Source organism: Limosilactobacillus balticus (assembly GCF_014145615.1).
Classification (GTDB): Bacteria; Bacillota; Bacilli; order Lactobacillales; family Lactobacillaceae; genus Limosilactobacillus; species Limosilactobacillus balticus.
In genome coordinates this window covers 60476-85364 of the sequence record NZ_JACIVH010000065.1, presented here as the reverse complement: position 1 = coordinate 85364, position 24889 = coordinate 60476, and the positions used below count along the sequence as shown (strand labels likewise).

25 protein-coding genes are annotated in these 24889 nt (G+C 37.5%); 2 read left to right on the top strand and 23 right to left on the bottom strand.

What is annotated here, in order from left to right; genetic code table 11:
* Positions 1-4: 4 nt before the first annotated feature.
* The 3 genes from rnz to uvrC form a co-directional block, all read right to left on the bottom strand.
* Positions 5-934, bottom strand: coding sequence for a ribonuclease Z (gene rnz / locus H5S10_RS05840; RefSeq protein ID WP_182586975.1), 930 nt, complete (start codon positions 932-934; stop codon positions 5-7).
* Positions 935-966: 32 nt separating this feature from the next.
* A complete protein-coding gene (gene obgE, locus H5S10_RS05835; protein WP_182586976.1) occupies positions 967-2283 on the bottom strand; it encodes a GTPase ObgE in 1317 nt (438 codons plus the stop codon).
* A gap of 64 nt (positions 2284-2347) precedes the next feature.
* Positions 2348-4159: an excinuclease ABC subunit UvrC gene (uvrC, locus tag H5S10_RS05830; RefSeq protein ID WP_182586977.1), complete on the bottom strand. Its 1812-nt coding sequence runs from the start codon at positions 4157-4159 to the stop codon at positions 2348-2350.
* A 143-nt stretch (positions 4160-4302) separates the two neighbouring features.
* Here uvrC and H5S10_RS05825 point away from each other — a divergent pair, with 143 nt between their 5' ends.
* Entirely contained in the window at positions 4303-4440 is a 138-nt protein-coding gene (locus tag H5S10_RS05825; protein ID WP_003666842.1) for an SPJ_0845 family protein, read from the top strand.
* 41 nt (positions 4441-4481) lie between these two features.
* Here the strand turns inward: H5S10_RS05825 and H5S10_RS05820 are convergent, their stop codons facing one another.
* The 8 genes from H5S10_RS05820 to rpsO form a co-directional block, all read right to left on the bottom strand.
* Positions 4482-4781, bottom strand: coding sequence for a nucleoside triphosphate pyrophosphohydrolase family protein (locus H5S10_RS05820; RefSeq protein WP_182586978.1), 300 nt, complete (start codon positions 4779-4781; stop codon positions 4482-4484).
* Between the two features lies 1 nt (position 4782).
* Positions 4783-5373 carry a ribosome biogenesis GTP-binding protein YihA/YsxC gene (gene yihA / locus H5S10_RS05815; RefSeq protein WP_182589041.1) on the bottom strand — a complete coding sequence of 197 codons (591 nt, stop codon included), beginning with the start codon at positions 5371-5373 and terminating at the stop codon, positions 4783-4785.
* Positions 5374-5390: 17 nt separating this feature from the next.
* Positions 5391-6641, bottom strand: coding sequence for an ATP-dependent Clp protease ATP-binding subunit ClpX (clpX, locus tag H5S10_RS05810; protein ID WP_182586979.1), 1251 nt, complete (start codon positions 6639-6641; stop codon positions 5391-5393).
* A gap of 177 nt (positions 6642-6818) precedes the next feature.
* Positions 6819-8129 (bottom strand): trigger factor, encoded by a 1311-nt coding sequence (tig, locus tag H5S10_RS05805; RefSeq protein ID WP_182589040.1) that lies wholly within the window; start codon positions 8127-8129, stop codon positions 6819-6821.
* Positions 8130-8324: 195 nt separating this feature from the next.
* Positions 8325-9515 (bottom strand): elongation factor Tu, encoded by a 1191-nt coding sequence (gene tuf / locus H5S10_RS05800; RefSeq protein ID WP_134988821.1) that lies wholly within the window; start codon positions 9513-9515, stop codon positions 8325-8327.
* Between the two features lie 178 nt (positions 9516-9693).
* Complete coding sequence (locus tag H5S10_RS05795; protein ID WP_182589039.1) at positions 9694-10599, bottom strand: hypothetical protein; 906 nt, start codon at positions 10597-10599, stop codon at positions 9694-9696.
* Between the two features lie 115 nt (positions 10600-10714).
* Complete coding sequence (locus H5S10_RS05790; RefSeq protein WP_182589038.1) at positions 10715-12496, bottom strand: ribonuclease J; 1782 nt, start codon at positions 12494-12496, stop codon at positions 10715-10717.
* 180 nt (positions 12497-12676) lie between these two features.
* Positions 12677-12946: a 30S ribosomal protein S15 gene (rpsO, locus tag H5S10_RS05785; RefSeq protein ID WP_003666833.1), complete on the bottom strand. Its 270-nt coding sequence runs from the start codon at positions 12944-12946 to the stop codon at positions 12677-12679.
* 262 nt (positions 12947-13208) lie between these two features.
* Between rpsO and rpsT the strand changes: the two genes are divergently transcribed.
* Entirely contained in the window at positions 13209-13463 is a 255-nt protein-coding gene (gene rpsT / locus H5S10_RS05780) for a 30S ribosomal protein S20 (RefSeq protein WP_003666832.1), read from the top strand.
* Positions 13464-13559: 96 nt separating this feature from the next.
* On the opposite strand, the gene holA is transcribed toward rpsT, so the two are convergent.
* The 12 genes from holA to H5S10_RS05720 all read right to left on the bottom strand — a co-directional run bounded on the left by holA (position 13560) and on the right by H5S10_RS05720 (position 24838).
* A complete protein-coding gene (holA, locus tag H5S10_RS05775) occupies positions 13560-14597 on the bottom strand; it encodes a DNA polymerase III subunit delta (protein WP_182589037.1) in 1038 nt (345 codons plus the stop codon).
* Entirely contained in the window at positions 14567-16678 is a 2112-nt protein-coding gene (locus H5S10_RS05770) for a DNA internalization-related competence protein ComEC/Rec2 (RefSeq protein WP_182589065.1), read from the bottom strand. Before H5S10_RS05770 ends, holA begins: the two co-directional genes overlap by 31 nt.
* 165 nt (positions 16679-16843) lie before the next feature.
* A complete protein-coding gene (locus tag H5S10_RS05765; RefSeq protein ID WP_182586118.1) occupies positions 16844-17329 on the bottom strand; it encodes a ComE operon protein 2 in 486 nt (161 codons plus the stop codon).
* A 63-nt stretch (positions 17330-17392) separates the two neighbouring features.
* The gene (locus H5S10_RS05760) at positions 17393-18025 is read right to left on the bottom strand and encodes a helix-hairpin-helix domain-containing protein (RefSeq protein ID WP_182589036.1); all 633 of its coding nucleotides are present in this window, start codon (positions 18023-18025) and stop codon (positions 17393-17395) included.
* 93 nt (positions 18026-18118) lie between these two features.
* Positions 18119-19171, bottom strand: coding sequence for a SepM family pheromone-processing serine protease (locus H5S10_RS05755; protein ID WP_182586120.1), 1053 nt, complete (start codon positions 19169-19171; stop codon positions 18119-18121).
* Positions 19155-19676, bottom strand: coding sequence for a pantetheine-phosphate adenylyltransferase (gene coaD / locus H5S10_RS05750; protein WP_003668252.1), 522 nt, complete (start codon positions 19674-19676; stop codon positions 19155-19157). Before coaD ends, H5S10_RS05755 begins: the two co-directional genes overlap by 17 nt.
* Positions 19676-20239, bottom strand: a complete 564-nt coding sequence (gene rsmD / locus H5S10_RS05745; protein WP_182586121.1) for a 16S rRNA (guanine(966)-N(2))-methyltransferase RsmD — start codon at positions 20237-20239, stop codon at positions 19676-19678. Before rsmD ends, coaD begins: the two co-directional genes overlap by 1 nt.
* Entirely contained in the window at positions 20236-20520 is a 285-nt protein-coding gene (locus H5S10_RS05740) for a YlbG family protein (RefSeq protein WP_134988813.1), read from the bottom strand. Before H5S10_RS05740 ends, rsmD begins: the two co-directional genes overlap by 4 nt.
* Positions 20513-21736 carry an FtsW/RodA/SpoVE family cell cycle protein gene (locus H5S10_RS05735; RefSeq protein WP_182589035.1) on the bottom strand — a complete coding sequence of 408 codons (1224 nt, stop codon included), beginning with the start codon at positions 21734-21736 and terminating at the stop codon, positions 20513-20515. The genes H5S10_RS05740 and H5S10_RS05735 overlap by 8 nt, the downstream gene beginning before the upstream one ends.
* Positions 21737-21829: 93 nt before the next feature.
* The gene (typA, locus tag H5S10_RS05730) at positions 21830-23674 is read right to left on the bottom strand and encodes a translational GTPase TypA (RefSeq protein WP_019252617.1); all 1845 of its coding nucleotides are present in this window, start codon (positions 23672-23674) and stop codon (positions 21830-21832) included.
* Between the two features lie 106 nt (positions 23675-23780).
* Positions 23781-24554, bottom strand: a complete 774-nt coding sequence (locus H5S10_RS05725) for an inositol monophosphatase family protein (protein WP_182586123.1) — start codon at positions 24552-24554, stop codon at positions 23781-23783.
* Between the two features lie 2 nt (positions 24555-24556).
* Positions 24557-24838: a UPF0223 family protein gene (locus H5S10_RS05720; RefSeq protein ID WP_182586124.1), complete on the bottom strand. Its 282-nt coding sequence runs from the start codon at positions 24836-24838 to the stop codon at positions 24557-24559.
* Positions 24839-24889 lie beyond the last annotated feature (51 nt).

Here is a 24889-nt window from a genome sequence, read left to right as displayed (position 1 = left end):
CTTTTCATTTTTTGAACGGAATGTCAATTACATCAAAATCATTAACAACTCGAGTGTCAGGAATAATATTACGAACTTGATATGCCAATTGGTAAGCTGCTTTACCAGTGTATCGTGCTGAAATATGATTTAACAATAATTTTTTAACACCAGCTTTTTTCGCAATTTCAGCTGCTTGTTTGCTAGTTGAATGGTAATAATTGTATGCCATCTTTGTCTCATCTTTAGCAAAAGTACTTTCATGCACTAATACATCTGCATTTTGCGCTAACAGAATTGCATTCTTCGTTTGTCTAGTATCACCTAAAATTGCAACAGTACGTCCAGGTTGGGGGGTACCAATAAAGTCATGACCATCTAATACTCGACCATCTGGAAGGGTAACCTTTTTTCCAGCTTTTAGTTGACCATAAACTGGTCCAGATGGTACTTTTTGTTCTCGTAATTTTTCAACCTGTAATTCTCCCGGATGATCCGCTTCTTCAATTCGGTATCCAAAACACGCAATTTTATGATCTAACTTCCGTGCAATCACTCTGAAGCCATGATCATTAAATAGTTCCCCGTCATCTGTTATTTCAACAAAATGCAAAGGATAACTGAGACGTGACTCACTTACTTGTAAAGAAGTCTGAACATATCGCTTTATTCCTACTGGTCCATAGATAGTTAGCGGTTCGGTTCCTCCTTGAAAAGAGCGGGAACTTAGCAAACCAGGTAAACCAAAGATATGATCACCATGTAAGTGAGTAATAAAGATTTTTTCTATCTTTCGTGGCCTAATTGTCGTATTGAGAATTTGATGTTGAGTAGCTTCTCCCACATCAAATAGCCAAATTGCGTTTCGTTCTTCTAACAACCGCAATGCAACACTTGCTACATTACGTTGCTTACTTGGGGAACCAGCGCCTGTTCCTAAAAATTCAAGTTGCATTTATATTTTTCCTACCTTTGCTACGTATAATTTTATTGAATAAATTCAAAAACAAATTTTTCAATTCTTACAAGATCGCCATCTTGTACACCTTTAGCTCTTAACGCGTCATCAACCCCCATATGGCGAAGTTGACGAGCAAAGCGTAATTGACTTTCTTCATGAGTTAAATCAGTCATCTTAAATAACCGAATAAGCTTTTCACCGCCCAATACCCAAGTGCCGTCTTCATCCTTGGTAATGGTAAAGTCCGCTTCATCTTTCTTGTCAGGAGCAGCAGCACGATATTCAGCGACCAATTCTTTATCATGACTTTCACTATCAAATGCTGGCGTCTTATCTAAGAGATCAGCAGTTAATTGCATTAATTGTTGAACACCTTGATGAGTAACCGCTGAAATAGGGAAAATTTCTGGCTGCTTTTCTAAAGTCTTATCTGCTGCCAAATCAGCTTTAAAAGCAGCTAAGTTATCGGCAGAATTTGGCAAGTCCATCTTCGTCGCAACTATAATTTGTGGTCGCTTTAATAGCTCAGGATCATAATTGGCAAGTTCCTTATTAATTTGCCGGTAACGTTCAATCGCTTGATGGGGATCTTCGCTACTCATATCAACCAGGTGAAGAAGAACGCGCGTACGTTCAATGTGTCGTAAGAACTTCAAACCAAGGCCGACACCCTTCGATGCTCCTTCAATTAAACCCGGCATATCGGCCATTGCAAAATCACGACCATCTGGTAACATTACCATCCCCAGATTAGGAGTTAAAGTCGTAAATTCATATGCAGCAATTTTAGGTTTAGCGCCAGTTACTACTGATAATAAAGTAGATTTTCCAACAGAAGGAAAGCCAATTAATCCGACATCAGCAAGCATCTTTAATTCTAATTCCAAGTAATGATCTTCTCCTGGTTCACCATTTTCCGCAATTTCAGGAGCAGGATTTTTAGCACTGGCAAAGTGAATGTTGCCGCGGCCACCACGGCCACCTTTAGCAACTACTAATTCTTGATCTTTTTCAACAAGATCACCAATAATCTCCCCTGTATCAAGATCCCTAACAGTAGTCCCTTGAGGAACAGCAATAATTGTATCTTCTGCACTTGGACCAGTCATCTGTTTACTCATCCCATTGCCACCATTTTTAGCTTTAAAAATTCGGTGATAACGGAAATCCATTAAAGTCCGTAATCCTTCATCAACTTTTAAAATGATGCTGCCACCACGGCCACCATCCCCACCGGCTGGGCCACCATTAGGAACATATTTTTCACGACGAAATGCTACCATTCCATCGCCACCCTTACCTGCATGTACTTCAATTTTTATTTGATCAACAAACATATTCATAATGATTGTCTCCGTTCTTTAGTCTATTATTTAGTATATTTAAAATTTACAAGCCTGTCAAAACTCAATCATGACTACTACCCTTCGCTACCTCAGCATTTTTCTGCAATGAAACCTTGATTAACTGGGCGGTAGGTCGATTAATTCCTAGTGAATGAATTTCATCAACCGATGCCTGAGCGATTTTGGTAATTGATCCATATTTTTTAAGTAATTTTGTCCGAGTCCGCGGCCCTACTCCTTTAATTTCATCCAAACGCGAACTCAAAGAATGTTTGGTATGAACCCGACGGTGGAAAGTAATCGCAAACCGGTGAACCTCATCTTGAATGCGCTGAACTAAGTAAAAGCCTTGGCTACGTGGATTTAAATTAATATGGTGGTCATCATCCCCGAACAATAAGTCAGCTGTTTGGTGTTTATCATTCTTTACCATCCCTATTACAGGAATATCGAGACCAAGTTCATTCTCTAAAATATCTTTAGCCGCGTCCATCTGAATTTCCCCACCATCCATAAAAATCATATCAGGCATTGGCTTGTTTTCTTTTAAGAGACGCGAATACCTCCGCCGAATAACTTCCCGGGTACTGGCAGCTTCGTCAGCATGATTAATCACCGTTTTCAATTTATACTTCCGGTAAAAGTTTTTAGCTGGCTCTCCATTAATAAATACAACCATTGCACTAACAGGATCAGCCCCCTGAATATGAGAATGATCAAATGCTTCAATCCGGTGACCTTCAGGAAGTCCAAGAGCATCCGTAATCTCTTTCATCGCACCCGTAGTTTTACTTTGGTCCATCTCAAGCAGCCGAAATTTTTCATCTAAAGACAACTGAGCATTTTCATGTGCCATTGCTAAAAGATCTCGCTTTTCACCACGAACAGGGGTCCGAACCGGTACTCCTAATATTTCGCTTATTTCCTTATTGGGAAGGCCCTTGGGAAGGAGAATTTCGTGAGGCAAAATATTATTACGACGATTATAAAACTGGAGAATAAAGCTAGTCATTTCTTCAACTGCCGTATCAACAATTGGAAATAGGCGTTTTTCTCGTTTCATTAACCGTGCCTGCCGAATAAAGAAAATTTGAATAGAAAGCCACCCTTTATCCATATAGAAATTGAATAAATCACGAGGGGTCTTATCATTTGAAATAATCTTTTGTTTTTCAACCGTCACTTCAATATAGTGAATCTGATCTCGAATTTCAGCTGCTCGTTCAAATTCCATATTTTCTGCTGCTCGTTGCATCTTTTTAGTTAACTGTTGCTTAACTGTTGCTGTGTTCCCATTCAAAAATGACTTAATTTTCTTAATTTGCTCTTTATACTCACTTGTAGAAACTTCTTTAAAACAAGCACCTAAACATTGTCCCATATGATAATACAAGCAAGGACGTCCTTGATATCCATTACACCGTCGTAATGGGTAGACCTTTTGAATGAAATGCATTGTCTCTTCTGCTGCATAGACATTAGGATAGGGGCCAAAATAATATCCTCCGTCTTTTTTTATTTTACTAACAATTTTAATTTGTGGATCCCGCTCATTCGTTATTTTTATATAGGGGTAACCGGTTCCCTTTTTTAATTTGATATTGAAATAAGGTTGATGTTTTTGAATCAACGTTATTTCAAGCAAAAATGACTCCTTATTAGTCGAAGTCACAATAGTTTCAAAATCTACAACTTCCGAAACCATTTTAGCTACTTTACCGGTATGACTACTCTTAAAGTAAGAGCGAACCCGATTCTTTAAATTTTTAGCTTTACCAACATAAATTATCTGATCATTAATGTTTTTCATCAGGTAGCAACCTGGCTTATCAGGTAACAATGCTAGTTTATGCTCCAAGTGTTCACTGGCCATCGCAAAATCCCTCCGAAAAATTATCTAACAATATATTATATCTGAAAAATCATCATTAAGGCAAAGAAAGTGTTTAGAAATAATTGTACATTTAGTAAAATTTATGCTAGCATTTTGTCAAATATAAAAAAGGAGCTAAAAAAATGGGATTAGTTACTAGAAGAAGCGAACAGCTTGATAAATTATTTGATCAATTTGCGGTTGACCCTAAAAAACCAAAAGCAACTAAAAAAAACGACGACAAAAAAGAAAAAGATAACAAGGATAAAGAAAAGAAATAATGCAAAAGCGGAGATGTGATCACTCATATCCCCGCTTATTTTTAATCTTGTTTTTTAAAACCAGTCGGATAGCGCTGATTTAATTCTTCAATATTTGCCTTGGCAACCTCGTCAAATGGAATATCGGCCCATTCTGCAATTTGAGATAAATACCATAAGACATCACCCATTTCGTGGATTAGTTCCTTACGATCTAATTTTCGACTACGAAAAGTATAGTTTTTTACTAAATCAACGACTTGTCCTGACTCACCAGCTAATCCTAATGCACAATTTGTTAAAACTTGTTCGTTCCCATATAGGGTTCGTTTTGCTGCACTTTGGTATTCATTAAAATCCAACTTAGTTCTTCCCCATTCGCTCTTCAATCCACTGCCAAACATCATCTTTACCCTTTTTCTCTGTTGCTGAAAATAGAATAATTGGTGTTGAATTTTCAACATCAAGGGTCTTTTTGATAAGACTTAGTTGTCGATTCCATGCACTCCGTTTTACCTTATCAATCTTCGTTCCGACGATTAATGTTGGAATATTATAATATTGTAACCAATTATACATATTTACATCATCAGGGGTTGGTTCATGCCGTGCATCAACTAATTGAATAACTCCGCGTAGTTGTTCACGTTGGGTTAAGTATTGTTCAATCATTTTCCCAAATCGTTCTCGCTCTTTTTTCGAGACTTTGGCATACCCATACCCTGGAACGTCGACAAAACATACTTTATCCTCAACGTCATAGAAATTTAACGTCTGCGTTTTACCTGGTTGACTAGACGTATGAGCAAAATTGCGACGATTGATTAGAACGTTTGTCAACGATGACTTCCCAACATTTGAACGACCAACTAAAGCAATTTCTGGAATATTTGTTTTAGGATATTGTTCATCACTTACGGCACTGATTGTTAAATCTACATTGTGAACTTCCATTTGCTTACCTCATTTCATTAAGAAGCTTTTTCATCCTTTAAAACGTAACGAGGTTCTGTATGTTGTGTTACACATCGTTTCTCAATAATTACCTTTTCTACATCTTTACGACTCGGCAAGTCAAACATTACATCCCGCATTACATCTTCAATAATCGAACGTAAACCGCGAGCACCTGTATTCCGCTTGATTGCTAGTTGTGCCATTGCTCGCAATGCACCATCCGTAAAAGTCAGCTTACTTCCATCAAGGCGGATTAGCTCTTGATATTGCTTAACTAATGCATTTTTTGGCTCAGTAAGGATTCGAACAAGGTCATCTTCGTCAAGTTTTTCAAGAGCAGTCATTACAGGTAATCGTCCAATAAATTCTGGAATTAGACCAAACTTAAGAAGATCTTCTGGAATAACATGTTGCAAAATATTTTTATCAGTAACCTCTTCAGCTTCTCGTGAGTCTGTTCCAAATCCAATTGTCTTATCACCTAGTCGTTCCTTAACAATTGTTTCGATTCCATCAAAGGCTCCCCCAACAATAAAGAGGATATTCTTTGTGTCGACTTGGATAAACTCTTGTTGTGGATGCTTACGTCCTCCCTGAGGCGGTACATTAGCAATTGTTCCTTCAAGAATCTTCAAAAGGGCTTGTTGGACACCTTCTCCAGAAACATCCCGTGTAATTGATACGTTTTCACTCTTCTTTGCGATCTTATCGATTTCGTCAATGTAAATGATTCCTTTTTCAGCACGCTCTACATCAAAGTCAGCAGCCTGAAGTAGTTTAAGGATAATATTCTCAACATCTTCACCAACATATCCAGCTTCAGTCAAAGTTGTAGCATCCGCAATTGCAAATGGAACATTTAGAATGCGAGCAAGAGACTGGGCAAGGTAGGTCTTCCCAGAACCAGTTGGACCAATTACGGCAATATTACTCTTCTGAAGCTCTGTATCATTATTATCACCACTCATCATTGCATTAACTCGCTTATAGTGGTTATAAACAGCAACTGCTAATGTTTTTTTAGCGTCACCTTGACCAATTACATAGTCATCCAGTTCATTAACAATCTCTCCTGGAGTTGGCACACGGAAAGCTTTTTTAGCTTCATCTTCTGCTAATTCCTGATCAATAATTTGTTTACAAAGGTCAACACATTCGTTACAAATATAGACGCCAGGACCAGCAACAATTTTTTTCACTTCATCTTGGGACTTTCCACAAAATGAACAGTGAACTGAATCCATACCAGTGGTATCTTCAAACATAAATGAACCTCCTCTAAGACTTATTAGAACATAATAACAAAATTACTGTTTAATTTCGACTAAATTACTCAGTAAATTATTTTCTACTTTCTCTTACTAATATTTGGTTAAAATAGCGAGGCTGGAAGAAAACCACTGTTTTCTCCCAGCCTCATTGATTAGTAATTATTTAACAAATTACTTGTCAGACTTTTTGTCATCCTTAACTTGCTTTGCTGAATCAGCAACTAAGTCAACAGCCTTACGGATCTTAATATCATGCATTAACATGTCTTTAGATAATGCCTTCTTAACAGCATCTTCTTCCATACCGTATTGCTTTGCAAGGTCAGAAATTTCTTTAGCAATTTCTTCATCAGTAGCATCTAAGTTAGCATCGTTAACAATTGCTTCTAAGACAAGGTTAGTCTTTACACGTTGAGCAGCATCATTAGCAAATTGCTTCTTCAAATCTTCTTCCTTTGTGCCAGTAATTTGGAAGTACATTTGAGGACTGATACCTTGTTGTTGCATACCTGCTAAGTATTGTTGCATTTGACGGTTAGTGTCATCATCCAACATTGCTTGTGGAATGTCTTGGATTTCTGCATTAGCAACAGCCTTGTTGATAGCAGCATCTTCAATAGCAGCCTTAGCTTGGTTATCCTTTTCTTCTTGAAGTTGCTTCTTAGTCTTTTCCTTCAATTCAGCTAAAGTATCAACATCTTCGTCAACATCCTTAGCGAAATCGTCGTCGAGTTCTGGCAATTGCTTTTCCTTGATTTCGTGAATCTTAACCTTGAAAAGTGCATCCTTGCCAGCAAGATTCTTAGCATGGTAGTCTTCTGGGAAGGTAACATTTACATCAACATCTTCATCAGCGTTGTGACCGATTAATTGATCTTCAAAGCCCGGAATAAATGATCCTGAGCCTAATTCTAGTGAGTAGTTTTCAGCTGAACCGCCATCAAATTCTTCACCATCAACGCTACCCTTGTAATCAATAACAACAGTGTCACCCTTTTCGGCTGGCTTATCTTCTTTTAATACAAGTTCAGCTTGTTGTTGACGCTTAGTTTCAAGTGCATCATCAACATCAGCATCAGTAACAGTGGTGTCTTGAGCAGGAACTTCCATACCCTTGTATTCACCTAATTTAACTTCTGGCATAACGTCAACTTCAGCAGTTAATACCCATGGTTGACCTTTTTCCATACTCTTGATATCAATCTTAGGTTGATCTACAGGTTGAATATTAGTTTCCTTTACTGCTTCATTATATGCGTCAGGTAATACCTTGTTTAAGGCATCTTGATATAATGATTCTTCACCGTACATTTGGTTAAAGATTTGACGAGGGACACGACCCTTCCGGAAGCCCGGAACAGTGATCTTTTTACGAGTCTCAACGAAAGCTTCGTCAATTCCCTTGTTAATAGTGTCGACATCAATTTCAAATGTCAATGTACCTTTGCTGGCATCGCTATCGCGTTCCCATTTTGCTGACATTTTATTTCCTCCAATAACAAATCAATTTGACTAATTAATATTTATAATTAGTCTTTACATACTATATTAGTTTACCGTAGGAGACCAGTAATTGCAACTTATTGACGGCTGATCCCCAAGTTATTTTCAAATATTTTTGTTAAAGAAAAAAGACTTGGGTTTCCCCAAGTCTTTTAGCACATCTGTACTCAAAAATTAGTCTAAGATGTCGGATACAACACCGGCACCAACAGTGTGTCCACCTTCACGAATAGTGAACTTAAGACCCTTTTCAAGAGCAACTGGCTTTTGTAAGTTAACAGTGAATGTAACGTTATCACCAGGCATAACCATTTCTACACCATCTGGTAATTCGATAGTACCAGTAACATCAGTTGTGTGGAAGTAGAATTGTGGACGGTAGTTTGAGAAGAATGGAGTGTGACGTCCCCCTTCTTCCTTAGTCATAACGTAAACTTCACCCTTGAAGTTCTTGTGAGTTTGGATTGAACCTGGTTCAGCCAAAACTTGACCACGTTGGATTTGGTCGTGTGAAATACCACGAAGAAGTACACCAACGTTATCCCCAGCTTCACCAAGATCAAGAGTCTTGTGGAACATTTCCAAACCAGTAACGGTTGACTTAAGAACGTCTTCAGTTAAACCAACGATTTCAACTTCGTCACCGACCTTAACAGTACCACGGTCAATACGACCAGAAGCAACAGTACCACGACCAGTGATAGTAAATACGTCTTCGACAGGCATCATGAATGGCTTGTCAGTAGGACGCTTTGGAGTTGGGATGTAATCATCAATAACATCCATTAAGTGAAGGATAACTTTTTCTTGTTCTGGGTCACCTTCAAGTGCCTTAAGAGCAGATCCACGAACAACTGGAATATCGTCACCAGGGAAATCGTATTCGCTAAGTAAGTCACGAACTTCCATTTCAACTAAGTCAACTAATTCGTCATCGTCAACTAAGTCAGTCTTGTTTAAGAAGACAACGATGTATTGAACACCAACCTGACGAGCAAGAAGAATGTGTTCACGAGTTTGTGGCATAGGACCATCAGTAGCAGCAACAACAAGGATAGCACCATCCATTTGTGCAGCACCAGTGATCATGTTCTTAACGTAGTCAGCGTGTCCAGGGGCATCGATGTGTGCGTAGTGACGCTTTTCAGTTTCGTATTCAACGTGGGCAGTGTTGATAGTGATACCACGTTCCTTTTCTTCTGGAGCAGCATCGATATCAGCGTAATCTTCTGCCTTTGCTAAACCTTTGGCTGCCAATACCTTTGTAATAGCAGCAGTTAAAGTAGTCTTCCCGTGGTCAACGTGGCCAATAGTACCAATGTTAACGTGGGGTTTTGTACGTTCATAATGTTCTTTTTCAGCCATTAATGAAAACCTCCTGATAATTTACAAGTATAATGCCAGATCATCTAATTCGACGACTGACATACCCTTATACATATTGTACAACTTCTTTTCGCCAATTGAAAGCTTTAATCTTAGGCTCTGAAGAAGAATTCTTAAATATAATATCAACTATCTGTTCATTTGTAAATGTATTTGACTAATGTTTTTCTATTAATTCGTCAATCTGCTTACCTAGTCGTTCCTGCCACATACTAGAAACTGTATCTATTGCGACTTTCTTTCCTTCTATTCTAGTAATTAAAACATTTGTCCACTCATCAACATCTTTAATAATCTGATTAATTCGCGGATACAAAAACATTACCTGTAATTGAAATTCTTGAATTGCCATTTTTTCGGTCTGTGGGTTTTGATTTCCACACTTTTCTGTAATTAATCTCTTACCTTCGCTAACGATTGGCAATGAATTTAAAGGCTGAATATCAGCTGGTACAACTATATATTCTTTCTTATCTAGCCAATAAACAGTAACTGGATCTACAACTTGTAACTTACTAAGCAGTTCAACCAAACTAGACTTGACTAACGGATGAGTGTAAGGGTCACGAAGCAAGAATTTAGCGCCTGTAATAAATTCATTTAAAGGAAGCTTAAAAGCTGCTTGCAGCCTACTTTGCTGCTCTTCAAGAGGATAATCTCCTAAATGGTAAAAGTCTCGCAACCGTGTTTGTAATGTCTCTTGGTACTCTTGACGAGATTTTCCCTCACCTATTGTAACAATTGTTAGCAAATCTTCCTGCCATTGCGAAAGACTACTAATTACCTGTCTTGCTAAAACAAATAATTCGTTTTGACACAGAATTTTAATGGCAATTTGAGCATCCGATAAGCTGTCAAACATTACTTCTAAATATTCAAACAAGTAAGTACATGCCCTTGTATATTGTTGAGAATGATACAAAGCAACAATCGTCAATCGACCAATTTCTGAATCATCAACCTCGCTTATAAGATCTTCCAGAATATCACTAGCTTCTTGCCACTTTTCTTCAGCAATTAATTTTTGGGCCTGGAGATATTGATCTTGTTGGGTCTCATTCATTATTATCACCCTTTTTATTTCATTACCTTATCCAATTATTCGTTAAACAACAGAGGCTGGGAGAAAAACGAAAGTTTTCTCCCAGCCTCCCCTTTACATTACCTATATTAAACAGCTACTTCTTTTCTTTTGTCATTCTTTTTTTGCCACGACCACGATGATGTTCTTTAGTCGAACGTGGTTTTGCAGATTTTCCTTCCTTTTTCTCAGCATTGTTTTTAATCTTCTTTTGATGCTGATTAATCTCCATAATAACTGGCAAAATAACTGGATGCCGTTTAGTTTGATCAAACAAGAACCGGTTTAATTTATCGCGAACATCTTGTTTCAAGTGACTCCAATCAAATTCTTTTTGATCTAGGTTTTCTTGAACAATCTTTTCAACTAAGTCAGCACTCTGTTGCATTAGTTGACGGTTAGTCTTTACAAATACGAATCCTCGTGACGTAATTTGTGGTCGAGCAACGATCTTTTTCTTTTTTCGATCGATAGTTGCCACCACAACAAAAATCCCATCCTCTGACAGGACACGTCGATCTCGCAAAACAATATTGCCGATATCACCGACACCTGTACCGTCAATCATAGTATTACTTACATCAATATGTTCACCAACATGGAATTTACCATTTTTGTAAGTTAGAACATCCCCCTTATTAACGAGGAAAATATTTTCTTTTGGAACCCCTACTTCTTCTGCTAATTCCGCATGACGATCTAACAAACGATATTCACCTTGAATCGGAATAAAGAACTTAGGCTTCATAAAGTTCAACATTAACTGTTCATCATTTTGATTAGCATGCCCAGAAGGATTCAAATCATCAGAAATAAACTTAACCTCTGCTCCCGTACGATAAATCATATCCTTTGTCTTTTGTACCTCAGTCTCCTGAGCATAAGAAGGAGTAGTAGTAACAAAGACAAGATCAGTACTTGTTAACTGTAAATTAGGATTATCACCGTTTGCGATTTGCTGTAATGACTTAATCGGTTCACCCATTTTACCAGTTTCCAGAATAACAACTTGGTTTGGTTCGAGTTTTTCTGCTTCCTTACGACTAATAAATAAGTCATCTGGCAAGTGTAACTTCCCCAAAGACATCGCTGTATCAATAATTTGTTCAATATCTTTACCAGATAAAACAATCTTACGACCAACAGCAACAGCAGCATTGATAATCTGCTGTACACGCATAATATTTGAAGCTACACTAGCAACAATAATCCGGCCGTTTTGGTATTTAAAGGTTTCTTTAATGTAATCTCCAATATCTTGCTCACGAGCAGACGCACCTGTAATTCCGGCACCAGCAGAATCACTTAAAAGCGCTAATACACCTTGTGATCCAATCTCTGCTAAGCGAGCAAGGTCTGTTTGATAGCCTTTTTTAGCTGTTTGATCGAATTTAAAATCACCGGTATAAACAATATTTCCTGCTTTGGTTTCTAAAACAACCCCTAAAGTTTCAGGAATAGTATGGGTTGTCTGGAAGAACGAAACTGTAACATCATTAAAATCAATTGCTGTTGAAGCGTCCACAACATGGAAATCATTGAACTTCTTAACTTCCTTATGGTTTTTAACTGCCAACTTTGCTAAGGCAATCGTCATCTCGCTTCCAAATACCGGGACATTAAAGTCCATCAAGAAATATGGGAGTGCCCCAATCGAATCTGCATGTCCATGTGTTAAGAATACCCCGACTATCTTGTCCTTATGTTCACGAAGATATTCCCAGTCAGGAATGACAACATCAATTCCCATTAATTCATTCTCAGGATACTTTAACCCAGTATCCAAAATGAAGATTTGATCTTCAAACTCAACGGCGTACATATTTTTACCATTTTCGCGTACACCACCAAAAGGAATAATTTTAATATTATTATCCATTGATTTGGCTCCTTTAATATTTAGTTTTGAACCCCTTATCGATTACAATGTGTAGCGATAAGAATTTTATATCGTTCATTATAGTTATAAATATCTTACCACAATCAGTGGAAATAATGGAGTAAAAACAAAAAACACCTTGCCTCCATATAAAAGGCAAAGTGCTTTGATAGTAAAATATTACCGACGTAAACCTAACTTTTGGATAAGTTCACGGTAAGCAGGTAAATCAGTCCGACGTAAGTAAGCTAATAAGTTACGACGGTGACCAATCTTCTTCATTAAACCACGTTGTGAATGGTAATCGTGCTTGTGTGTACGAAGGTGATCGTTCAATTCGTTGATGTCAGCAGTTAAAACAGCAACTTGAACTTGAGTAGAACCAGTATCTCCTTCGTGAGTTGCGAATTCCTTAATAATTTGATCTTTACGTTCTTTTGAAATAGCCATGCTATTTTCCCACCTTTCAATATTAATGCGCCTAAGATCTAAGTATAACGTCGGTGAGGATCGCTAAACTGAGAAGAGGCAATTAAATTACTCGCTTGAAGTAACCTATATAAATATACATAAAATTTATCAATGTTGCAACTATTTCTGTGAAATTTTGACTTGATCGTCGTTAGCTATTGCATTGCTCGCTAGTCTTTTGTATAATGACAAATGTTGAAAATTCTGGTCAACTGAAAATCGGGTAACGGAGGTGAAACTCATGCCAATTATCAAATCAGCAATTGAACGTGTTCGTACTAGTGAAAAAGCTGAAGCACGTAACGCTTCACAATTAAGCCAAATGCGGACTGCTATTAAGAAGTTCGATAAGGCAAAGCTTGCTGGCGCAGATAACCTTGACGACTTGTACAAGGCTGCTATCTCAGCAATTGACCGTGCCCACTCTAAGGGCCTTATCAAGGCTAACAAGGCTGCACGTGACAAGTCACGTCTCTCAGCACGTTACGCTAAGTAATAAAAAAGCAACTATTAATTTAGTTGCTTTTTTATTTTTAACTTTTCACAAAAAGAGGATAAGAAAGCAAATTTTCTTATCCTCTTTTTGTGTATCTCACGCTCCTGCTTTTTTGCTCTGCTGAGAATACTGCAACATAAATAACTGAAACAAAAGTGATGGATCGCGTTGGGTTGTTTTCAAAGATTGTTCAATACGAATCAACCCCAAATAGGCATTCTCCAACGCCTGCATCGAAAAATCACGCACAGTTTTTAATCCTAATTTAATCCGATAAGGATGGACATTAAGCTGACTTGCAAGACTCCCTTGCGTAAGGCCGCGTTTGCTTAATACTTTTATTTGAATCAGCAGCCGAAACTGGCCTACTAGCACCGCATTAATCCTTAACGGTGGCTGTTGGCCTGCTAGTAGCTGTTGATAGAGATCTAAGGCTTTTATTTGATTATGCTTAAGAACCGCAGTGACTAAATCAAAGACATTTTCATCTAACGATTGTGGAACTAGAGCGGCTACCATGTTTTGATCAATCTTTTTTTCATGATAAGCTAAAATCTTTAATTTAGTTAAGCTTGCATCCATCATCCCATAATCCGCATTAGTTCGTTGAACCAACTCATCCAAAGCGGCTTCTGATATTTCAAAACCAGCAGTTGACAGTTGAGTCCTCACTCTTTGACGAGCTGCTGGTTCATCAAGTGGACTAGCATCAACTAAAACCGCTGTCTTCTTTAATTGTTTTACAATCCCTTTTCGTCCATCAAGCTTTTCATAAGGGGCCGCAAAAATTAAAATTGTAGACGGTTCTGGGTGTTCAAGGTACTTTTTTAAGCTGTCCAAATCATGTTCAACTTTTGAATGTTTTTTTTCACCAGTTAAGAAAAACGGTTTATTGATAATAACTAATCGTCGCTCACCAAAAAATGGAGTCGCCATCGCATCATCCAAAGCAACTGCCAATGGTGTGGCTTCCATATCATATCGACCAACATTCATGACCTGTTCATTTTCTGGAATAAGGCTTGTAAAGGCATCAATTGCCTGTTGTTGAAGAACCTGTTGTTTTCCTAAAATTAAATATACCATTGCTGGGGTTTTAGTTTTTAATTGTGTAGATAATTGGGCAATGTCCAACTTGTCTCATCTCCCCTCAAGGTTGTTTTTATTTTTCCATTTTGACCATGGTATACATATTGTATCATCCCAAATTGTTGCGTTGATAAGTAATTAATATTTAATTTTTGAAAATTCCTTATCGTTATTTCATCAGGATGATGGTACCTATTAAATCTTCCAGCTGAAATTATCGCATACTTAGGAGCAATTGTCTGTAAAAATGAATAACTACTAGCAGTTTTACTGCCATGATGCCCAGCTTTTAAGATATCTATTTTTAGTTGTGAATACTTTCGAACAATCTTTTCTTCATTTTCCTGATCTAAATCTCCAGTAAACAGAAATCTTTTTCCGCCAAATGTCCCAGCTAACACTAAAGAATCTTCATTTTTCCCCTCTCCTGGAACAAAAGGATGTAAAATTTGTAATGGAAATGACGGCAACCTAACATCATCAGTCACCGGAACTATCGCTGGCGATGACTTTTCAGCAGTCCTTACTTTATTAAGAAGTGCTGGTTGTTTTTCCATCCCTGCTGGTACAATCAGTCTTTTCACCGCTATATTATCCAAAATTGTTGTTAAATAGCCGATATGATCTGCATCATGATGAGTTAAACAAATATTATCAATCCGCCTGATACCTTTACTTTTCAAATAATTAATGGTTATTCGTTGAGCATCATCTTGAGAGTGCTTTGAAATCGCCCAATTTGGCTTTTTAAAATTTAATTTTCCTCCTGTGTCAATCATTGTTACTCGTCGATTAAAAGGTTCTCTAATAATTATTGAATCTCCCTGCCCAATATCAACAAAAGTAACCTCACCATTAAACGGAAAATGAATTATCCCCCCAGTAATTACATACAATAGGGCTAATATTTTCCATGATTTTAAAGATGTATCTTGAGAAATGACAAGTAACGATGCAGCAAATAATAGAAAGGCCAAAATTAATGGTGGCTTCCCAAAATGAATCATTCCGGGAAAATCAGATAACCAATTTAAAATATATTGAAAGCATTTTAACCCAGTATTAATTAGATAGGTTAGTGACGCAATAAGTCTAAAACTAAGCGCTCCAACCAAGACCGCCGGAAAAACAACTGTAGAAAACAGTGGAATTATTAAATAACTAACCCCAAAGCTCAGAAGATGAACCTCATATACATAGCTCAATAAGGAAGGTAAACTAATTAAATTCAATAATAAAGACTGCTTAAAACCGCGTACTGATTCTGGAAGAACTTGAAGAATAAAAGAAAGTAAATAGCTTAATTGACCGCCTAATGTAAGCAATAGCAACGGGTCAATAACTAATCCAATTAATAAGCTCAGTGCCCACCCATCGAGACGGTCTAAATTTAAATATCGATGAAGAAGACCAAGTTCAGCCATAATGGTTGCTCTTATTAAGCTTGTTGCTCCACCACCAATAATAAGATAAAACGGTAAAATGATAATTAAAAATAAATCAATTGATTCTTTACGCCACCACAAATAAACTAACAATCGCCGGAATAAATCAGTAAAAAGAACAATATGCATTCCTGAAATACAAAAAAGGTGAAGCAGACCAAGCCTTTTGATACTTACCATTAATTCGCCGGAATCGTCATTGCTACTACCAATTATTAATTGTTGGCAATATGCACTAAGAGGAGTCGGTAAGGTTTCAAAGTAGAGGCTGAGTTGTTTTCTTAATGTATGACACCAGCCAATCATTCCTCTTTTTTGCCTAGCTATTTGCCCTATCTGGTTAATTTGAACTTGATTACAAATCCGACGATGGTGGTTATAAGTTAAGTTATCAAATTGATTTTCATTTGTACGGGGAATAATCGGTTTTAACTGCCCCTTAATAAACCATATCGATGGTGTTGTAAGCTTATCAATATTTTTTAGCATCTGGGGTGACTTAAACGACATCGTTATTGTTTCACGTTGTCCGGTTTGAATATCAACTGCAGTTCCTGTCATAAAATTTCCATTAAACTTTAATTCGTCAGGGTAAACTAATATTCTTTTAGTAACTTCCATTTGCTTATTTGCCGTAATCGTTGCCCAATTTTTTTGTAAACCGTAACACAAAATCACCATCAATAAACATGTCAGCACTCCAACTCCAAGTACTACTGGCCTTTTTAATATAGCAATTCGATAAAATAAAGCAATTAAAAGAAAAATCAACCAATATGAACTAAAAAAACTAACTGCTACTAAACTTGCAATTATCGCAGGGAAAAACCAAAAGTGTTGAATAATCTATTTTTGATCTGGATTAATATATTGGTCCAGATCGACCTCTTCTAAAATATCACTATCTAGTTTAATCTGATGAAGCGCAATATTTTTTAATTTAAGTAATTTCATTGCATAATCATCATTGTGATAATTACGGATATAATTTATCTCCTTAATTCCAGTCTGCAATAAACTTTTGGTACATTGTAAGCAAGGAAAATCCGTTACATAAATACTTGCCCCATCAGCAGAGATACCAAACTTAGCACACTGCAATAGAGCATTCATTTCTGCATGAATAGTTCGCACACAATGTCCGTCACGTAAATAACAGCCTTCATCAATACAATGTGCATCGCCAGCAACTGATCCATTGTATCCACCAGCAATTATCCGTTTATCACGAACTAAAACTGCACCTACTGAAAGGCGGTTACAGGTACTTCGCGACGCCAATAAGGCTGCCTGAATCATAAAATATTGGTCCCAATCAATTCTCGATTTCATATTATTTCACTCCTCTATATTCGAAATATAGTATAGCAAATATCTTCATCAAAAAAATAAAAACTAGATAGATAGATGATCTTTTAGTTTAGCAACAGTTTTTTCGCCAAAGCCATTTATTTCTTTAAGTTCATCAACACTCTTAAATTGACCGTGTTCTTGTCGGTATTGTAATATCAAATCCGCTTTTTTATCGCCAATTCCAGTAATTTGACATAGTTGTTCTTTGGTAGCAGTATTTAAATTTATTTTTGCAGAACCATCACTCCCACTTTCATTATTAGCTACTGACGGTTCTGTACTACTAGGAGCTGTCGGAGTTTCGCCTTGAAACGGAATATAGATCATTTGCTGATCTGTTAATTGTTTAGCAAGATTCACCTGGCGCAAGTCTGCATTGGGTAGTGATCCTCCTGCCGCTTTTAGTGCTTCGTTGACACGCTCATCTGCTTTCAACTCATAAACACCTGGTATTTTTACGGCACCCTTTATATCAATTGCAACGGTTCCTTTCATTGTAGTGGTAGAAGTTAGACTGCTTCCTGTTTCGCTACTTGTTAAAACAGCATTGGTATTTGAAATTAAAGCATCGTTATTGTTTTTATTAAGTATCCAATATCCCCCAACCGCTGCAGCAATCACTATCATCAGCACTTGTACTCGATATTTTATCCATAATTCTGATAATTGCTGCATGTTTCTCACCTCCCTATAAATATAAATACGTAAAAAAATCAATTTTGCATTAAAAAAAGCAAGAGGCCTTCATTTTGCCTCTTGCTTTTCAATTTACTTATGCGTTTGTAAATATTTCACTGCTTCGTCAAAGGAAGTGACAGGGACAACCTTCATTCCCGGTGCATATTTCTTAGCTGCTTTTTTAGCCATTTGATAATTAGTCAGATGACCTTCTTCATACTTAAGAATCTCTTTCGTTGGTTTTATATAAGGGGCAAAGAAAATAGTGGCTCCCGCACGGTGCGCAGCGATTACTTTCTTGTCAATTCCACCAATTTCGCCAACGGTTCCGTCTGAATTTATTGTTCCAGTTCCGGCGATTTTACGTCCCCGTTGCAAATCTTTTCCACTAATTTGTTGATATATTTGTAAACTGAACATTAAGCCGCCAGATGGCCCACCATATTGACCAGCATCAACCTTTACTGGAACCTTAGTCTTAACTTGCATATTGTTAGTAAGAATGATCCCAATTCCTGGCTTATTAGTATTGGCAATTTTAACAAGCGGATGAGTAACAGTTTTAGTTTTCCCATCTCGAGTATAAGTAACTGCTAACGGAGTGCCAACTTTTTTAGCACCAATATATTTTTGAAAGCCTTGAGCAGTATTAAAGTGATGGCCATCTACTTTGGTAATCGTGTCTCCAACATGAATATCATGTTTAAATTTAGAATTAGGCTGAACTTGCAATACATAAATTCCTAGATAGCGTCGCGTCACTTTTTGATGAGCGGCATTGTAAGCAACTGCAATTGCTTCATTAATCGAACTATCCATATAAAACTTTTGGACGCGGTCATAAGTTGCACTATTTTGACCACCAGTTACATCCTCAGCACTTTCAATTGACATATAGGGCATCATTTTGGCATATAAATAAGTTGCAGGATGGGCACGTTGAATCGCCACCGATGTCAACATAAAACTCCCCTTATATCGGTCAGGATGTCCTTTTATTTTAACAAAAGACTGCAAATCAGCTGCCGTTCCCGGACTTTCAATATAGGAATTTAGGGGCCAGAATAAAAAGCAGCCCAGTAAGAGGACAAGCCCTAAAACAATCCCTATTCGCCTTAATATTACATTATCTTGCTTTTTCATTATCTTTCTTAACCCGTAACATTTCTCGTTCCATTAAACGCTTTTTTAGTGCTTCATTAATATTAGCGGGAAGATAAGCTGAGATATCTCCCCCAGCCGATGTTACTTCTTTCAGTAAACTACTAGATAAGTGCTGATATTCAGGCTTAGCAAGGAAAAAGACGGTCTCGCACTGATCATCCAAGAAATTATTCATTGCCGCAATATCGCGTTCATATTGAAAATCAGTAGTATTGCGCAAACCACGCATTAAATAATCTGCACCAATGCGGTTCATTAGATCAACAGTTAAGCCTTCTGTTGTAATAACTGAAACATTATCTAGCCCGCTAACAGCTTCTTTAATTTGCGCTACTCGTTCTTCAACAGTAAACAGCGGATTTTTACTTTCATTAGTCATTACCGCTACTGCTAATTGGTCAAATAATGCACTTCCTCGTTTAATTAAATCTAAATGTCCAAGTGTTAATGGGTCAAATGATCCAGGAAAAACTGCAACTTTCATTATTTTGATTCTCCTTCATATTGATAAATTGTTAAAACCGTAATTCCATATTCTTGACGGCGAATAAAGTTAAAATCAGCTAAATCTGTTGGTAATTTTGCATTCTGATCTGTTTCCGCCACAATTATTGCATCTTTAGCTAGCAAATTATTTTTAACCATTTGCTCAACATCATTAACAATTTGCTGTTTAGCATAGGGCGGATCTAAAAAGACCAAGTTAAATTTCATTTTATCTTTTGCGAACAAATTCAATGCTTTGTGAGCATCCATTTTATAAACCTTAAATTGTTCGCTATGTTTTGTAACATCAATATTCTTCTTAATTGTTTTGATTGCTTGATATTGACGATCGACTAAAACCGCCTGACTGATGCCGCGTGATACAGCTTCAATACTTAATCCACCGCTTCCCGCAAATAGATCTAGACTAGTACCGCCATTAAAGTAAGGACCAATTATATTAAATAACGCTTCCTTAACTTTATCAGTTGTAGGACGGGTCGCCATTCCTGGAACAGCACTAAGTTTGCGCCCACCAAAATCACCTGCAACAATTCTCATTTTTTATCATCCTCATCATGTAATTGATAGACCCCCGTTAATTCAAGATCAGCTAACGTCGGATCTAAATCTGGCCGAGCTGATAATTCAACCTTTTTTACTGCGCGTAATCGACTTATCTTCTCTTTTACTTTTTCGACATCACTTTGGTCTACATACATTACCACATAATGCATTCGTCGGGAAATGTAATCAATCTGACCATAATGACGAAGAGCTCGAATCACTCGATTGTTATTAATGTAAATTATCAGGGAACGGCGTGGAATTAGTTTAAACATTCTTTACGCCTCCTGCTTCAGGAACAAACGGTTTTCCCATAACTAAGCGATCCCGATTTTGCTGCATACTAATATTCATTATAATACCTACCGTCGCAGAAAGAATCAACATACTCGATCCCCCATAACTAATAAATGGGAAGGTAACTCCCGTAATCGGTAAGAGTCCTAGAACACCACCAATATTAAAGAGTGTTTCAATTGTAAAGAATGTTGCTGAGCCATAACAGATTAGCGTTTGATATAAACTATCTGCACGAACCCCAACTTGAATAATACGACAAATCAAAAAGAGTAAAGTAACTAAAATTGCCGTTACCCCAACTAGACCCAACTCTTCACTAGTAATTGACATAATAAAGTCGGTATTGGGTTCTGGCAAATACCCCATTTTCTGGATACTATTTCCAAGTCCTACCCCAAATACACCGCCATTACTAATTGCATAATAGGAATTAACCAGTTGGCTTCCTGAACCACTAGCATTTCCAAAAGGATTTAGAAAAGCAACAAAACGCGCAACTTGGTAGCCACCGCCTTGGAGCAAACCACTTTCAACAAGTCGTTCCAACCCAAGATAGCCAAGCGCTGGTAAAACAAGAATTATCCCCAAACCAACGCCCCATTTATAGTCAGCCGCTAACAGCATAATTGCAATAATTGCTCCATTAATCGCCATTCCTCCAATATCTGGTTGAATCATAATCAATCCGAGAAAAACCACAATTATGAGCCAAGGACCTTTAGCATCAGTGGTAAAATGTTGTCCCCGTTGCCTAATTTTAGCCATTCGATCAGCTAAATATAAGATAAAATATAGCTTACAAATTTCCACCGGTTGAATATTAAAGAAACCTAAAGATATCCAACCTTTAGCTCCGTTAACAGCTCGGCTAAAGACTAAAACAATGACAAGTAAAGCACCAACCGCCAATGTTGAATCCCGCAAAAACCTTGGCGTTCGATAATGTCGCAAAGGATAATTTGCCATAAATGCCATTACTGCAACTCCCATTACAACATAGATTGTTTGTTTTATTAAATAACCTAATGGGGTTCCACCATTTTGCATTTCAATTGAAGCACTCGCTGAATAGACCATTACAATTCCTACTAAGCATAAAGCAAGATAAGGAACTAAAATATAATAATCAAGGTAGCGGACGTTATTCCATACAGAACGAATCTTACGGAATCTTAATTTCTTTTTCTTCACAAAGTGCACCTACCTAAAAACAAAATACAATCATTATTATACAACAAAAAAAAGCTCGGAAAGCCAGTTAGCCTCCCAAGCTTTTTTAAATATTTACTTCCGTGAAGCAGCACGACGACGCTTAGCTTCCTTTTCACGAGCATTTGTGTTAAGAGTCTTCTTCCGTAAACGGATGTTTTCTGGAGTTACTTCACAGTATTCATCTTCATTTAAGAATTCGAGTGATTCTTCAAGGGAGAAGTGGGTAGGTGTCTTAATGTGAGCCATTTCATCAGAACCAGCAGCACGAACGTTAGTTAAGTTCTTACCCTTGGTGATGTTAACAGTAATATCATTTTCACGACTGTTCTCACCCACGATCATACCTTCGTAAACTTCCGTACCTGGATCAATCAATAATTGACCACGACTTTCGATACCCATCATTGCGTAAGTAGTAGCCTTACCAGCATTCATTGATACAAGAGTACCCTTTTGACGACCAGGATTCCAGTTCTTGATAACTGGAGCGTACTTTTCAAAGGTATGACTCATAATTCCATAACCACGAGTCATAGTCATAAATTCAGTTGAGTATCCAATCAGACCACGTGATGGTGCCAAGAAGATAAGGCGAGTTTGACCATTTTCGCCTGGTTCCATGTTCTTCATTTCACCCTTACGTTTAGAAAGGCTATCAATAACTGCCCCAGTATATTCATCTGGAGTATCAATTTGAACTTCTTCAAATGGTTCACTCATTACTCCATCAATTTCACGGTAAATAACTTGTGGACGTGATACAGATAATTCATATCCTTCACGACGTAAAGTTTCGATCAAGATAGAAAGGTGTAATTCCCCACGGCCTGAAACGGTCCATGCACCTGGATCATCAGTATCTTCAACCTTTAAGGACACATCAGTTTGCATTTCACGCTTCAAACGATCTTCAAGCTGACGGGCAGTAACAAATTTACCTTCACGACCAGCAAATGGAGAATCATTGGTCCGGAAAGTCATCTGCAATGTAGGTGGATCAATCCGTAATGGAGTGATTGCTTCGGGGTGTTCTGGATCTGTTACAGTTTCCCCAACATTAATATCTTCCATTCCAGAAACCGCAATCAAGTCACCAGCTTTAGCTTCATTAATTTCCAATCGCTTCAAACCGAAGAAACCAAAAAGCTTAGTAACCCGGAAATTCTTCTTTGAGCCATCAAGCTTCATTAAGGTAACATTATCGCCGACCTTAATCTTACCACGGAAGACACGACCAATACCAATACGACCAACGAAGTCATTATAATCCAAGATAGCAACTTGGAATTGGAGTGGTTCATCAGCGTTATCTACTGGAGCAGGAATTGTCTTGATAATAGTATCAAACAATGGCTTCATTGTGTGTTCTTGAGTAGAAACATCTGAATCGTAACTTGAAGTACCATTCATTGCTGAAGTGTAAACAACTGGGAAGTCAAGTTGATCTTCATCAGCGCCCAATTCAATAAAGAGGTCAAGAACTTCATCAACAACTTCTTCAGGACGAGCACCTTTACGGTCAACCTTGTTAATCACAACAATTGGTGTTAAGTGTTGTTCAAGAGCCTTCTTAAGAACAAACCGTGTCTGAGGCATTGTCCCTTCGAAAGCATCCACAACAAGCAATACACCATCAACCATCTTCATAACACGTTCAACTTCACCACCGAAGTCCGCGTGTCCTGGTGTATCCAAGATGTTAATTTGGTGATTGTCATATTTAACAGCAGTATTTTTTGAAAGAATAGTAATACCACGTTCACGCTCAATAGCGTTAGTATCCATCGCACGATCTTCAATTGAGAAGTGTTCTGGTAAAGTATCTGATTGCTTCAACATTTCGTTAACTAAGGTAGTTTTACCGTGGTCAACGTGGGCAATAATCGCAATGTTACGAATGTCGTCACGAGTTTTCAAAACTTGATTCTCCCTTTCGTCATATCATTTTTAAGTCGAACAGCAGCGGCCTATCAATAGCCAATTTCATAAAAAAACTGTGACATCGCGGTCACAGCCTCGACAACTAATTGATGATTTGTCGAATATCTCGACTAACCTGCCTCGTTGCTACTAATACAAGATTAGATGATAACACATTAATAGAACTACCGTCAATTGATTTCACAACTAAGCCTAATTCTTCTGCTAACATTCGCCCAGCAGCAAGGTCCCATGGCTTTAAATTCGAGATATATCCACCTAATTGACCAGTGATCACACCAATCATCTCAATACCAGCACTTCCATACATCCTTAAGCCAATTGCGTCTTGAGCGATTTCCTTTAATGCTGAATCGCCACTTAAAGTTAATGTCCGATTCATCGCTAATAAACTTTCTCGTAAGCCTAAATCAGCTGGTTGAATAATTTTTTGGTTGTTAACATAAACACCAGCGTTTCTTCGACCATGGTAAAGACGATTATTAATTACATCTAAAATATAACCAAGCGTTGGTTGACCATCAACGTATAATGCCAACATAACAGCAAAATTATTATGCTGCTTAACAAAATTCATCGTTCCATCAATCGGATCAACAATCCAAACATGTCCTTGCATATTGCTTATTTGCTGGTCGCCAAATCCTTCTTCACTTAAGATTTGACTATCAGGATCAATTTTGCGCAGTTGATCATTTATTAATTGTTCATTCTCCCGGTCAATCGTCGTTACAAGGTCAGTATAATTCGTCTTAGTATCGATTTGGTAATCATTTTCCATTTTCTGGTATGCATTTTGACCTGCTTGACGAATTATTTGTTGTACTTTTTGGTCTAACTCTTCAATACTAATCATTTTTACCCAACCATCTTAATTCGTTTATCTGTTGATTCTTGTGCTGCTTTGACAACACGGTAGAGAACATAGCCAGAATTCTTTTCAAATTCGCGCCCTAATTGTTTCTCTTCAGCCTTCGAGGGAACGACTTGCTTAAAAGCACGATAACAATCTAGGATTTTATCCCTGTCAATCCCAACTTCATAAGCATCTTCAACTGCCCTAAACATAGCAATTACTGTTTCCATCTCTTTAGTTGTCCATGATGGATCAAGCGGATAACTATAGTTTTGTGAATTCATTTTTTGTCCCTCCATTCATTTCCTACTTGTATTATACAATCCAAACGGAAA